11 protein-coding genes are annotated in these 13,528 nt (G+C 74.6%); 3 read left to right on the forward strand and 8 right to left on the reverse strand.

Annotated features, from left to right (window positions below; genetic code table 11):
* Positions 1–66 precede the first annotated feature (66 nt).
* Together SCK26_RS11725 and SCK26_RS11730 are read right to left on the reverse strand one after the other, a co-directional pair.
* Positions 67–3,135 carry a putative bifunctional diguanylate cyclase/phosphodiesterase gene (locus SCK26_RS11725; RefSeq protein WP_318201238.1) on the reverse strand — a complete coding sequence of 1,023 codons (3,069 nt, stop codon included), beginning with the start codon at positions 3,133–3,135 and terminating at the stop codon, positions 67–69.
* A gap of 384 nt (positions 3,136–3,519) precedes the next feature.
* Positions 3,520–4,497 (reverse strand): 2-hydroxyacid dehydrogenase, encoded by a 978-nt coding sequence (locus tag SCK26_RS11730; protein ID WP_318201239.1) that lies wholly within the window; start codon positions 4,495–4,497, stop codon positions 3,520–3,522.
* Positions 4,498–4,572: 75 nt separating this feature from the next.
* Here SCK26_RS11730 and SCK26_RS11735 point away from each other — a divergent pair, with 75 nt between their 5' ends.
* Both SCK26_RS11735 and SCK26_RS11740 read left to right on the forward strand, forming a co-directional pair.
* Positions 4,573–5,571, forward strand: a complete 999-nt coding sequence (locus tag SCK26_RS11735) for an aldo/keto reductase (protein ID WP_318205982.1) — start codon at positions 4,573–4,575, stop codon at positions 5,569–5,571.
* A 288-nt stretch (positions 5,572–5,859) separates the two neighbouring features.
* The gene (locus SCK26_RS11740) at positions 5,860–6,963 is read left to right on the forward strand and encodes a PQQ-dependent sugar dehydrogenase (RefSeq protein WP_318205983.1); all 1,104 of its coding nucleotides are present in this window, start codon (positions 5,860–5,862) and stop codon (positions 6,961–6,963) included.
* A gap of 81 nt (positions 6,964–7,044) precedes the next feature.
* Here the strand turns inward: SCK26_RS11740 and SCK26_RS11745 are convergent, their stop codons facing one another.
* The 6 genes from SCK26_RS11745 to SCK26_RS11770 form a co-directional block, all read right to left on the reverse strand.
* Positions 7,045–7,245 carry a DUF6191 domain-containing protein gene (locus SCK26_RS11745; RefSeq protein ID WP_318201240.1) on the reverse strand — a complete coding sequence of 67 codons (201 nt, stop codon included), beginning with the start codon at positions 7,243–7,245 and terminating at the stop codon, positions 7,045–7,047.
* Positions 7,246–7,283: 38 nt separating this feature from the next.
* Positions 7,284–10,325: a helix-turn-helix transcriptional regulator gene (locus SCK26_RS11750; protein WP_318201241.1), complete on the reverse strand. Its 3,042-nt coding sequence runs from the start codon at positions 10,323–10,325 to the stop codon at positions 7,284–7,286.
* 155 nt (positions 10,326–10,480) lie between these two features.
* On the reverse strand, positions 10,481–10,669 hold the full coding sequence (locus SCK26_RS11755; RefSeq protein WP_318201242.1) for a hypothetical protein: 189 nt from the start codon (positions 10,667–10,669) through the stop codon (positions 10,481–10,483).
* Between the two features lie 197 nt (positions 10,670–10,866).
* A complete protein-coding gene (locus SCK26_RS11760; protein ID WP_318201243.1) occupies positions 10,867–11,460 on the reverse strand; it encodes a hypothetical protein in 594 nt (197 codons plus the stop codon).
* A gap of 55 nt (positions 11,461–11,515) precedes the next feature.
* Entirely contained in the window at positions 11,516–12,091 is a 576-nt protein-coding gene (locus SCK26_RS11765) for a GNAT family protein (protein WP_318201244.1), read from the reverse strand.
* Positions 12,092–12,150: 59 nt separating this feature from the next.
* Positions 12,151–12,516: a hypothetical protein gene (locus SCK26_RS11770; RefSeq protein WP_318201245.1), complete on the reverse strand. Its 366-nt coding sequence runs from the start codon at positions 12,514–12,516 to the stop codon at positions 12,151–12,153.
* Positions 12,517–12,591: 75 nt separating this feature from the next.
* On the opposite strand from SCK26_RS11770, the gene SCK26_RS11775 reads away from it, so the two are divergent.
* Positions 12,592–13,386, forward strand: a complete 795-nt coding sequence (locus SCK26_RS11775) for an SAM-dependent methyltransferase (protein WP_318201246.1) — start codon at positions 12,592–12,594, stop codon at positions 13,384–13,386.
* The last annotated feature ends 142 nt before the right edge of the window (positions 13,387–13,528 follow it).

A 13,528-nucleotide genomic window follows, 5' to 3' on the forward strand; every position in this document is an offset into this window, starting at 1 on the left:
GCGCTGTCCAAGTACGAGAATTCGGGTGCGCATGGAACTGACCCTCCCCCCGGCACGCACCACGTGTCAAGTGGGTGGGACGGGCGTCTCAGAATGTGAACGAAGGGCGCTGCCGCCTCCGAAAACGGCGGTGACACCCCCGCTGTACATCCCGTTCGGCTCCCTCGCACTGCCCGCGAACGCGGGTTCGGCCGGAGCGTGCGGCACCGGGTAGTGGCCGGAACCGAGCGCCCGGCGCAGCCGGTACTCGTCCAGCGGACCGGCGAACGCCATGCCCTGGCCGTGGGTGCAGCCCATGGCGCGCAGCGCGGCCACCTGCTCGGGCAGGTCGACGCCCTCGGCCACCGACTGCAGGCCCAGATCCCCGGCGATCCGCAGCAGACCGCTGGTGATCTTGTGCAGCCGCGCGGACTCCGCCACGCCCTCGACCAGGCCGCGGTCGAGCTTGAGGATGTCCACGGGCAGCCGCCGCAGGGCCGTGATGGCCGCGTAGCCGCTGCCGAAGCCGTCCAGCGCGATCCGCACACCGAGCCGGCTGAGCGCGGTCAGCCGCCGCTCCAGCTCGTCCAGCGAGACCCGCGGGTCGGTGTCGGACAGCTCCACCACCAGCGCGCCGGGCGGCAGCCCGTGCCGGCTCAGCAGCGCCTCCACCGAGCCCAGCGGCGACGAGCGGTCCACCAGCCGGCGGGCGCTGATCCGCACCGTCACCGGTACGGCGACCCCGGCGGCGGCCCGCTCGGCCGCCTGCTGAACGGCCTCCTGGAGGATCCAGCGGTCCAGCTCGGAGGTCTTGTCGGCGTCGTCGGCGACCCGCAGGAACTCCGCCGGGGTGAACAGCACTCCTTGGGAGGAGCGCCAGCGGGCCTGCGCGGAGACGGTCGTGATCCGGCCGCTCTCCAGGCACACCACCGGCTGGTGCAGCAGCGTGAACTCGCCGTCGTGCAGCGCGGCGCGCAGGCGCGTGGCCAGCTCCGCCTTGCGGACGACGTCCTGCTGCATCTGCGGCTTGTACAGCTCGACCCGGCCCTTTCCGGCCGACTTCGCGCGGTACATCGCCAGGTCGGCGTTTCTCAGCAGCTCGCCCGCGCCGAGGCCCGGCTCGGCGAAGGCGACGCCGATGGAGGCGGCGACCCGGACGTCGTTGCCGTCGATGACGTACGGCTGGGAGAGGGTCACCCGCAGGCGGTCGGCCAGCTCCATGATGTTCCGCTCACGGGCGGCCCGGTCCCGGGTGCCATCGCCGACGATCAGGGCCGCGAACTCGTCGCCGCCCAGCCGGGAGGCGGTGTCGCCCTGCCGGACCGCCTCCTGGAGTCTGCGGGCGGCCTGGATGAGCAGCTCGTCGCCGGCCTGGTGCCCGATCGTGTCGTTGACCGCCTTGAACCCGTCCAGGTCGATGAAGAGCACCGCCGTACCGCGCAGGGCCGCGCCCCGGTCGGTGGCCCGGCGGCCGGACAGGGCCTGCTGCACGCGCCGGGTGAACAGCGCGCGGTTGGGCAGGTCGGTCAGCGGGTCGTGCTCAGCGTTGTGCTGCAACTGCGCCTGGAGGCGGACCCGCTCGGTCACGTCCCGGCTGTTGAAGATCAGCCCGCCGTGGTGGCGGTTGACGGTCGACTCGACGTTGAGCCAGCCGCCGTCGCCGGAGCGGAACCGGCACTCGATGCGCGTGGTGGGCTCCTGCACCGGGTTCGCGGCGAGGAAGCGGCGCACCTCGTGCACCACGCAGCCGAGGTCCTCCGGGTGGATGAGGGCGGCCAGCTCGGTGCCCACCAGCTCCTCGGCGGGCCGGCCGTACACCCCGGCGGCGGCCGGCGAGACGTAGCGCAGGACGCCGTTGGGCGCGGCGATCATGATGACGTCGCTGGAGCCCTGCACCAGGGAGCGGAAGTGGTTCTCCTTCTGCGCCAGTTCCTGGGTGAGGGTGATGTTGTCCAGCAGCATGATGCCCTGCCGGATGACGAGGGCCAGGACCACGGCGCCCGCCGTGATCAGGACGACGTGGTCGGGCCTGCGGCCGTTGAGGACGTTGTACAGGATGCCCAGGGTGCACACGGCCGCGGCGAGGTACGGCGTGAGCGCGGCGAGGGAGCCGGTGAGCGGCCGGCCGGACGGATACCGCGGGTGCTCGGCGCCCGGCACCGGCAGCGCCGGCGTGTGCTGGTGCCCCGCGCTCCACTGGCCGGTGCTCCATTGTCCCGCGCTCCACTGGCCGGTGCCGCGCTGGCCCGGCACGTGCTCGTGGACGACGCGCGTGTGCCCGGCGGACGCGCGCGCCTCCTGCCCGACGTGCCGCCGGGGCGCGGCCCAGGGGGCGTAGGCGAGCAGCAGCGAACCGGCGAACCAGCCCGCGTCCAGCAGCCGTCCGGAGCGGTAGCTGCTGTGCAGCAGCGGCGAGGTGAACAGCGCGTCGCACATCACGGTCAGCGCGAGCGCGCCGATCGCGGTGTTCACCGCCGTGCGGTTGCCCGGCGCCCGGCGGAAGTGCAGGGCGAGCACCATGCTGACCAGGGCGATGTCGAGCAGCGGGTACGCCAGCGACAGTGCCGCGTGCGCCACGCTCGACCCGTCGATCCGGGCCGCCTGGGCGAGCGCGAGGCTCCACGAGAGGGTGAGCAGCGAGCCGCCGATCAGCCAGGCGTCCAGCCCCAGACAGATCCAGCCCGCCCGGGACGCCGGCCGCTTGGCGAGCACCAGCAGGCCCACGATGGCGGGCGGCGCGAAGCACAGGAAGAACAGGTCGGCGTAGCTGGGGCTGGGCACCTCGGCGTCCAGGGCGACCTCGTACCAGCCCCAGACCGCGTTGCCCAGCGAGGTCATCGTCGCCGAGAGGGCGAACAGCAGCCAGGCGGACCGGAAGCGGACGCGCGGACCGCGGGCGTACAGGAAGCAGGAGACGGCGGCGGCGGCGGCCGCCGCGCTCAGCCCGAAGTCGCCCATCACGGCCGCCACCCGGTCGGAGCCCCAGCCGAAGGCGGCTCCGCCGGCGTAGGTCGCGCAGACCAGGGCGAGGACCAGTTGCTCCACCAGGCGGCGGTTCTCGCCGAGGGCCGGCCGGCGGGGCGGCGGCGCCTCGTGCGGATGCGGTGCGCGCACCGCGCCGCCGAGGGGGGTCGTCAAGGAGGTCGGGGCACTCACCGGGGCCTCCCGGTCCGTGCCGTTCCCCGGTCCTGACGGTCCCGGTGCGCCGCGTACACGGGCCGGCGACGGCCGCTGTACCTGCGCTGGTGGTGGCTGTGATGACTGGTGTGGTGGCCGCGCCTGCGCGTGGCCGTGCGCCAGGGTCGCCGTCGGCGGCTCCACCGCGTCGGATCGTTCGTCCATAGGCCGTGCATCGCCCGTCGCCCCCCTCACAAATCTGAAATGTCCATCCCCGGCGCCGACGTCAGCGGCGCAGCCCCTGCCCGGGACGATACACCAGGATCGTCACTCAGGGACATAGCTTCTCTACGCTCCGTAACGATCAGCGCGCATGCCGGTACGGGGCGCGTCCGAAAGATTGCGGAGGGTGCCGGAAGGCGCCTACCGCCCGGTTGCTCCCGCCGTTCCGGGACCGGTCGTAAGGATCACGTTCCGCAGGGGTTCGTGGTTCACGAACCGGGTCAGCTGGTCGACGAGGAGCCGCTTGGCGCGCGGCAGGAAGGCCGAGGAAGGGCCGCCGACATGCGGGCTGATCAGCACGCCCGGCGCCTGCCACAGGGGGTGGCCGGCGGGCAGCGGCTCGGGGTCGGTCACGTCCAGGGCCGCCGTGATCCGGCCCCGTTCCAGTTCGGCGAGGAGCGCCTTGGTGTCCACGACGGGACCGCGCGCGACGTTGACGAGCAGCGCGCCGTCCTTCATGCGGGCCAGGAAGCCGGCGTCCACGAGCCCACGGGTGTCTTCCGTGAGGGGGGTGCACAGGATCACGACGTCCGCGTGCGGAAGCAGAGAGGGCACATCGGCGATCGGATGCACGGGACCGCGCGCCACCGTGCGACCGGAGCGTGCGACCCGTGCGACCCGCGCGACCTCGAAAGGTACGAGCCGGTCCTCGATGGCGGCGCCGATGGCCCCGTATCCGACGATCAGGACGTTCTTGTCGGCGAGGGAGGGGTGGAAGCCGCTCAGCCAGCGCTCCTGTCGCTGGGCGCGGACGAATTCCGGTATGCCGCGCAGCGCGGCGAGGGTCAGGGTGAGCGCCAGCTCGGCGGTGCTGGTCTCGTGCACCCCGCGCGCATTGCACAGGCGTACGCCCGGCGCGATGTCCGAAAGCCGCGCGGTGATGTCGTCGACGCCGGCGGTGAGCGTCTGGATGACCCGGACGTTGGTCAGCCGCGCCAGCGGGGCCACCCGGACCGACAGCCGCTTCATGTACGGCACCACGTACACCGCGCACTCCGCCGGGTCGCCGGGAAACGGCTGGTCACCGTCCGCACCCCCGTCCCAGAACAGATAGCGGGGCCCGGCGGGCAGCCCCTCGATCTCCTCGGGCGGAATGGGAAGCCACACCTGTGCAGTCATGCCAGGAGGCTATGTCAGGCGCGTCCGGGTGCAGAGGTTAGGTTGGTGGCCGGGCAGAGGGAGGTTCACGAGCAGGTGGAGCGCAGGACGATCGGCGCGGGGGGACTCGCGGTGGGGGCCGTCGGACTCGGATGCATGCCGATGAGCTGGGCGTACACCGCATCCCGGCAGCGGGGTGAGGAGTCGGTCAGAGCCGTGCACCGGGCGCTGGACCTGGGTTCGGACCTCCTGGACACCGCGGACATGTACGGACCGTTCACCAACGAGCTGCTGCTCGGCCGGGTGCTCAGGGAGCGGCGCGCGGACGCCTTCGTGGCCACGAAGGTGGGGCTGCTGGTGGGCGAGCAGCACATCGTGGCCAACGGCCGCCCCGGCTATGTGCGGCGGGCCTGCGACGCCTCGCTGCGCCGGCTCCAGACGGACGTGATCGACCTGTACCAGCTGCACCGCCCCGACCCCGAGGTGCCCGTCGAGGAGACGTGGGGCGCGATGGCGGACCTGGTGCGGGCCGGGAAGGTGCGGGCGCTGGGGCTGTGCGCGCTGGGGGCGCGCGGCGGGCGCCGCTCGGGCGCGGGGCGGTACGACGGGACGCTGCGCCGGTTGCAGCGGGTCCAGCAGGTGTTCCCGGTCAGCGCGGTGCAGGCGGAGCTGTCGGTGTGGTCGCCGGAGGCGCTCCGGACGCTGGTGCCGTGGTGCGAGGCGCGCGGGGTCGGTTTCCTCGCGGCGATGCCGCTGGGCAACGGCTTCCTGACCGGCACGCTGACGCCGGGCGAGGGGTTCGAGCCGGACGACGTGCGGGCCCGGCATCCCCGCTTCACGGCCGAGATGATGGCGGCCAACCAGCCGATCGTGGCCGGGCTGCGGCGCATCGCCCGGCGGCACGGCGAGGAGGTCACCCCGGCGCAGGTGGCGCTGGCCTGGGTGCTGGCGCAGGGCCGCCATGTGATCGCGGTGCCGGGCACCAAGCGGGAGCGCTGGGCCGCCCAGAACGCGGCGGCGGCCGACCTGCGGCTGACCGCGCAGGACCTGGCGGAGGTGTCCCGCCTCCCGCCGGCGCAGGGGTCCTGGGACTGAGGTTTCCGGCCACGGGAATCCGGAGGCTGTGGTTCGGCGATCCGGGGGCCGGGATGCGGCAACGGACTGCGGCGATGTCCGACGGCTGTCCGGGACGCACAACGGCCGCCGGTGGCACGCCCGCCGGCCGTCCCTGACCCGCACCGGCCGCCGGTGGCACGGCAACGGCCGGCGGGCGTGCGGGAGTAGCGTGCGGGGTGGGCCGTTGGGGTGTCCGCCGTCTCGAAGGGAACCGTGATCGTGCGACGTCGAGCTGTACCGGCCGTGCTGGCCGCGACCGCCCTGCTGATGGCGGCCGGCTGCTCCTCCGGTGGCGGGAAGTCGTTGCTCCCGACGCCGACCGCCGCCGCGTCCGGCGGGGCCACCGCCTCGCGGAGCGCCGAGTCGGCCGCTCCCGCCAAGGGGTCGGTGCAGGTGCTGCGCACGGTGGCCGAGGGGCTGAAGTCGCCGTGGGGGCTGGCCGCGCTGCCCGGCGGTGATCTGCTGGTCTCCTCCCGGGACGAGGCCACGATCAGCCGGATCGACGCGAAGACCGGCCGGACGACGGTGCTGGGCACGGTCTCCGGGGTCTCGCCGGCCGGCGAGGGCGGGCTGCTGGGCATCGCGCTGTCCCCCGGCTACGCCTCGGACCACATGATCTACGCCTACTTCACCTCGGCCTCCGACAACCGCGTCGTCCGCGTCCGCTACGACGAGCGGAAACCGGCCGGTGAGCGACTCGGCGCTCCCGACACGGTGTTCAAGGGCATCCCCAAGGGCACCATCCACAACGGCGGCCGGATCGCGTTCGGACCGGACGGCATGCTCTACGCGGGCACCGGCGAGAGCGGCAAGCGGGGCCTGGCGCAGGACCGGTCCTCGCTCGGCGGGAAGATCCTGCGGATGACCCCGGACGGCGAACCGGCGCCCGGCAACCCCTTTCCCGGCTCCGTCGTGTACTCCTACGGCCACCGCAACGTCCAGGGCCTTGCCTGGGACCGCCACCAGCGGCTGTTCGCCTCGGAGTTCGGCCAGGACACCTGGGACGAGCTGAACGCGATCACACCGGGCGGGAACTACGGCTGGCCGAAGGCGGAGGGCCGGTCCTCCGACGCCGGCTTGCGGAACCCGGTGGCCCAGTGGCACACCGACGAGGCCTCTCCCAGTGGCATCGCCTGCGTGGACGGCGTGATCTGGATGGCGGGACTGCGCGGCAAGCGCCTGTGGCGCGTCCCGCTGGACGGTGTCGCGGCCTCCGCCGCACCGCAGGCGTTCCTCACCGGCGCCTACGGCCGGCTGCGCACGGTGGCCCCGGCGGGCGCCGGCCGGCTCTGGCTGGTGACCAGCGACACGGACGGCCGGGGCGATCCGAAGAAGGGCGACGACCGGGTGCTGGAGCTGCGGGTGCGCTAGGGCCTGTCTGACCATTCGCGTCGTCGCCCGGAGGGCGGCAGACGGGAATGGTCAGGCAGGCCCCGGGCCCGGCGGCCGGGGTCAGTCGGTGCCGGGCGCGGGCTCCGCGTCGGGCGGCGCGGGCGGGGACAGGCGTATCACCGCCTTGCCGGAGGTCAGGTCTATGGGACCGTGACCGGGGTCGTTGTCGCCGACGTCCTCCCGGGACAGCTCCAGCCGGTTCTGTTCGTCCCGGGTGTGTTTGCGGCCGGGTGCGAACAGGTCCTCGAAGGCGTTGAACACGGCTCCCCCCTCACTGCCGGTTTTCTCCAGCGTAGGTCTCACCCGGACGATTCGGCAGCGAGCGTCCCGGCCATGACCAGGCCGAGCCGGTGCGCCACCGCCGCCGCCTCGCCCCGGCCCGCGACCCCGAGCTTGCCCAGGATGTTGGACACGTGGACGCTCGCGGTCTTCGGCGAGATGAACAGCTCCTCTGCTATCTGGCGGTTGGTGCGGCCGGCCGCGACCAGCCCGAGGACGTCCCGCTCTCGGCTGGTGAGGCCGAACGCGGCGGCCGGGTCGGCGGCCGGCTCCTGCCGCCTGCCGCCGCCGAGGCTGAGCCGGGCGCGCTGGGCGAGCCGGGCGACGGCGTCGGCGAGCGGGCGGGCCCGGAGGTGGGCGGCGACCGCCGCGGCCAGCCGGAGCAGTTCCACGGCGCGGTCGCGCTCGCCGTCGCCGCCCTCGGCCAGCAGCGCCCCGGCCAGGCGGTGCCGGACCCGGGCGAGGTCGTAGGGGCGGTCCAGGCATTCGAAGGCGGTGACGACCGGGGACCAGGTCTCGGCGGTGTCCCGGCCCTCGGCGCGCAGCAGTTCCGCTTGGGCCCAGCGGCCGTAGGCCTGCCACAACGGGACTCCGGTGGCCAGCGTCCGTACGGCCGTGGAGAGGCGGTCGAGGATCTCGGTGCGGCCGGGCCGGGCGGCGGACAGGGTGCGGGCGTCGGCCTCGGCGGTGGCGGCGGCCAGCAGCAGCGGCCAGCCGTGCCGGTGGGTGCCGGGCGGGAACCCGGCGTCCAGCGCGGGGAGCAGGATCGCGCGGGCGTCCTCGATCCTGCCCTCGGCGGCGGCGATGCCGAGGGCGGTGCGGGCCAGCGGCAGGGACTGCTGGGGCCGGGGGTCGTGGGTGCCGTACCAGGAGCGGGCGGTGGCGAGCTGCCGAGCGGCCTCGGCGAGGTCGCCGCGGGCCAGGGCGAGGTGGGCCAGGCGCAGGGCGCCACCGGCCCGGGGTTTGGCGCTGTGGCCGACCCGGGTGGCGTGCGCGGCGGCCTCGGCGGCCTCGTCCCACCGGCCGAGCGCGTAGAGCGCCTCGGAGAGGTTGCCCCAGACCCAGGCTTCGGAGTCCAGCAGTCCGTACCGGCGGCAGAACTCGATGCCCTCGCGCAGCAGCGGGTCGGCCTCCCGGTCCCGGCCGACGCTGCGCAGCGCGGACGGCAGGTTGACGTAGGCGCGGCCGGCGACCGGGTGCACGCCCTCCGCCAGGGTGTCCCGCAGCACCTGCCGCATCTGCGCGAGGCCCGCCTCCGGGTCGCCGGACTCGACCGTCAGGCCGCCGAGGGTGAGCAGGGCGTGCAGTTCGGTCTCGCGGGCGCCCACCATGCGCGCGTACTCCACGGCCCGTTCGGCGGCGGCCAGGGCCTCGGGGCCGGGCCGGTGCTGCATGGACCAGTTGGCGACGACCGCCAGCACCTCGGCGTGCACCTCGGACGGCGGCAGGCCGCGCACCAGCTCCTGAGCGGTGGCCAGTTCCTGCCAGCCGTCGCCGCGGGCCTGGGCCTGGACCAGCCGGGAGCGCTGCACCCAGAACCAGGCGGCGCGCAGCGGGTCCGGGTCCTCCTCCAGCAGGCGCAGGGCCCGCTTGGTGATCTTCAGGGCGCGCTCCCGTTCGCCGCCGAAGCGGCCCGCCACCGCGGCCTCGGCCATCAGGTCGAGGTAGCGCAGCGGGGTGGTGGCCGGGTCGCAGCCGCACGGAGGGTAGACCTCCGCGTAGTCCACCGGACGCAGGGCGGCGCGCACGTCCGCGGGGGCGCCGTCCCACAGTTCCATCGCCCGTTCCAGCAGGCCGAGTTGTTCGGTGTAGGCGTGCCGGCGGCGGGCGACGACGGCGGCGGCCAGGACGGCGGGCAGGGCCTTGGCGGCGTCGTGCGCGTGGTACCAGTAGCTGGCCAGGCGCATCACGCGGGCGTCGGCCGGGACGAGCGTGGGGTCGGCTTCCAGGGCCTCGGCGTAGCGGCGGCTGAGGCGGGAGCGTTCGCCGGGCAGCAGGTCGTCGGCGACGGCCTCGCGGACCAGGGAGTGGCGGAAGCGGTAGCCGTCGCCGGCCGGGGTGACGGTGAGGATGTTGGCGCCGACGGCGGCCCGCAGCGCCTCGATGAGGTCGTCCTCGGCCAGCCGGGCCACGGCGGCGATCAGCCGGTACTCCACCGTGGAGCCGCCCTCGGCGACGATCCGGGCGACCCGCTGGGCGGTCTCGGGCAGTGCCTCGACCCGGACGAGGAGCACATCGCGCAGGGAGTCGGTGAGACCGGTGCAGTTGCCCTGGCAGTCGGCGACGGCGAGTTCCTCGATGAAGAAGGCGTTGCCGTCGGAGCGGGCGTAGATCTCGTCGACCCGGGCGGGGTCGGGCTCGGTGGCGAGGATGCCGGCGATCTGGCGGCCGGCCTCCTCGCGGGTGAAGCGGGCGAGTTCGATCCGCAGGACGGTGCGCAGCCGGTCGAGTTCGGCGAGCAGGGGGCGCAGCGGGTGGCGGCGGTGGATGTCGTCGCTGCGGTAGCTCGCCAGGACGAGGAGGCGGCCGGCGCGCAGGGTGCGCAGCAGGTAGGCCAGCAGGTGGCGGGTGGAGGCGTCGGCCCAGTGCAGGTCCTCCAGGACCAGGACGACGGGGTGGGCGGCGGCGACCCGCTCCAGCAGCCGGGCGGTCAGTTCGAACAGGCGGGCCATGCCCTGTTCGTCGTGGCGGCCGGCGCCGGCCTCGCCGAGGTCGGGCAGCAGCCGGGCGAGTTCCTCCTCCTGGCCGGCCGCGGCGGCGGCGAACTCCTCGGGCAGCGCGTCGCGCAGGGCCCGCAACGCGGCGGAGAAGGGGGCGAACGGCAGCCCGTCGGCGCCGATCTCCACGCAGCCGCCGACGGCGACGACGGCGCCGCGGCCGGCGGCGGCCGCGGCGAACTCCTCCACGAGGCGGGTCTTGCCCACGCCTGCCTCGCCGCCGAGCAGCAGCGCCTGCGGCTCGGCGGCGGCGGCGCGGGCGAGCGCGTCGTTCAGCGTGGCCAACTCGGCGGTGCGGCCGACGAAAACGGGACTGACGGACCTGGTCTCCACGGGCCCGAGCATCGCACGAGGCCGCGACGACAGGGCAGTGGTTTTCCACAGGTCCCGTGTGATGGTCGTACCGACAGCCGGAAGGGCCGTACGGCTTCGCCGGGAAGCCGTACGACCCTGGTACCGCCGGCGGCCGACCCCCGTCCGGCCGCCGTCCGCCCGCGTCGTCACGCGGTGCGCGGCAGCCCGTGGCGGCGCGAGCCGTCGGTATGCGACTCGGCGGCCGGGGCCCCGTCGCCGGGCCGCGCGCGGCGGGCGGCGCGGCGGGAGCGTACGGCCTCGCGGGCCAGGCGCTCCTCCCGGGCCGTGCGGCGCAGCTCGGCGGAGCGCAGGCGGTGCAGTTCGAGCTCGTACATGGCGGGTCCCTCCCAGGGAGTCCGTGGTGTGTGCCGCGTTCCGCGACACACACCACTGTCGTTCCGCGCCCGGGTCCGTCGCATCGGGAGAGTTCCGCATCTTGGGGCGGCCTGCGGGCCGCGTGCGCGCGTAAGGGGCCTTAGGACGGCCCGCGCGGTGCGCGCGGCGCCCTAAGGCCCCTCGGGCTCGCGGCCGGTCAGCCGGCGGAGGGCAGGGCCAGCAGGGCGTCGGAGTACTTGAGGACGGCCAGCAGCAGGCCGATGACGCCGAGCGAGAGGCCCGCCCAGGCCACCGACCTGATCCAGGCGGCCTGCGGCCGGCCGGGGGTGCCGAAGGCGGGCCGGACCAGCACGACCACGGCGGTGAGCAGCGCGGCCAGCGCGAACAGGCCGGCCCACAGCGCGGTGGTGTGCCAGGCGTCGCCGTAGACCTCCTTGAGCTGGGTGCCGACGCCCGCGCTGGTGGACGTGCGCAGCTGGCCGATGAGCTGCTCCCGGGCGGCGGCTACGGTGCCGGTCCAGCCGCCGGTGAGCGAGACCAGGCCCAGCGCCGCGGAGACGACGGCCCCGGCGCCCTGGCCGACCCCGGAGGGCGTCCTGCCGGCCTGTCCTTCCCCGGCGTCCGAGGCTTCCCCGGCTTCCTCGCCCGCCGTGCCGGGCCCGGCCTCCCCGGTCTCCCCGGCCTCCTCCACGGCTCCGGTGCCGGCCGTGGTCGTCTCGTCGTCCTTGTGCGCCTCGGTACCGGAGCCGGTGCCGGCGGTCTCAGCGCCTTCCGCTGTCTTCGTTGCCATGCCCGGCACCGTACGGACGCTGTCTGAGAGGTCTCTTAATGATCGTCGAGGTCTGTTAATGATCGTTTCGCGTGGTACGCGCGCGTGCCGCACGCCACTCGGGTGCCAGCACCGCCCAGATCTCGGTACTGGTGCGCACGCCCCGGTGCGGGTAGTTCTCGCGGAGCACGCCCTCGCGGGTCATGCCGAGCCGCCGGGCCACGCCGATGCTCGGCTCGTTGGCCGAGGACACCTGCCACTCCACCCGGTGCATGCCGCGCTCCTCGAAGGCCCAGTCGAGCAGGATCCGCATGCCGCGCGTGACCAGCCCGCGACCGGCCGCGGCCGGCTCCAGCCAGCAGCCCGCCTCGCAGACCCCGCTTGGCGTGTCCCAGACGCGGAACAGCAGCCCTCCGACGAGCTTGCCGTCCAGCCAGATCCCGTGCAGGCTGCCGGCGTCGGCGGCGCGCTTGTCGGCGTAGGACTTCAGCCAGGCGCGGGCCCCGTCGAGATCGGACACCGCGTCCGCGAGCGCGACGTGCCGGCCGATGAACTCCCGTCCCCGGTCGATGTTCTCCAGCAGCTCCCCGGCGTGCCACACCTCCAGGGGCCGTAGTTCGGCGCCGTCGTCACCGAGCGATGTCGCGTACATCCGCCGCTGTTCCTTCCGCAGTCGGTCCCGCCGGAATCCGGCGGTACGGCAAAAATACGTCAGTCGAACTGGTCTCCGAGCGCCATGATCATCGTGCCCGCGATCAGCAGCCACAGGGCCCTGCGGGTGCGGCCCCGGCCGCCGAGCGCCGCCGCGAGTACGCACACGGCGGCGCCGAGGGCGTAGGCGGCGGGCACGAGCGCCGGGGCGGTGCCGGCGGACCTCAGCAGCGCGGCGGCCAGTCCCGCGCAGGCCAGCAGCGCCCCGGTGCCGACGGCCAGCCAGCGGGCCCGCCGGGCGTCCCCGGCGAACTCCTCGGCATCCTCCGCGTACTCCCCCGCCCCTCCGGTGTCCCCGGCGCCCTCCGGCTCTTCCACGGCCCGCGTCGTCACGGGCTCGACATCGGCATCGGTGCTTCCCCTCATGGCGGGCGAGCGTACCTCCCGCCGTGGCGAAAACCCGGTGCGGGGCGGTCGTCCCGGCTGCTAGGCAGGTCTTTTGTGAACACACCGACCGCACCGGACGCGCTCACCCGCCGTCTCACCCATCCGCGCTACCCCCGCAGCAGCGGCTACGACGCCCGCTGGACCGTCGAGAACCAGATGGGCCCGCACGCCCTGTGGCTGCTGGAGTGGCTGGCGCCCGCGCTGGGGCTCGACACGCTGCCGCCGGGCGCGCGCGTGCTCGACCTCGGCTGCGGGCGGGCGATGACCTCCGTCTTCCTCGCCCGCGAGTACGGCCTCCAGGTCACCGCCGCCGACCTGTGGGTGAAGCCCGGCGACAACGCCGTACGGATCGCCGAGGCGGGCGTCGCCGACCGGGTGCTGCCCGTGCACGCCGAGGCGCACGACCTGCCGTTCGCCGAGGGGACCTTCGACGCGATCGTCTCCGTCGACGCCTACCAGTACTTCGGCACCGACGACCTCTACCTGCCCACGCTGACCCGGCTGCTGAAACCCGGCGGGCGGATCGGGGTCGTCGTGCCGGCGCTGCGCGAGGAGCCGGCGGGCACCGAGCCGCCGGAGCATCTGAAGCCCTGGTGGGAGCCCGCGTTCTGGTGCTTCCACACCGCCGGCTGGTGGCGGCGCCACTGGACCCGCAGCGGTGCCGTGGAGGTCGAGGCGGCCGACTGGCTGGAGGACGGCTGGCGCGACTGGCTGCTGTGGTGCGACGTGGTCGCCGAGGAGAGCACGGACGACTTCCACGTCCGCATGGCGGGCCGGTCCGCGCAGATGCTCCGCGCGGACGAGGGGCGCGCACTGGGATTCGCCCGGGTCGTGGGACGCCTCCGGTAAGCGGTACGGGCCGGGGGACGCCGCGCAGGACATCCGTACGGCCGGGCCGCCATCCCGTAGGGCGTCGTACGGCCCGAAAGGCGCCCCGGAGAACGCGGTACGGCCCCGGAGGGTGTGCCTCCGGGGCCGTACGCGGGTGTTG

Origin of the sequence: Streptomyces sp. SCL15-4, assembly GCF_033366695.1 — a bacterium.
Lineage (GTDB): Bacteria > Actinomycetota > Actinomycetes > Streptomycetales > Streptomycetaceae > Streptomyces.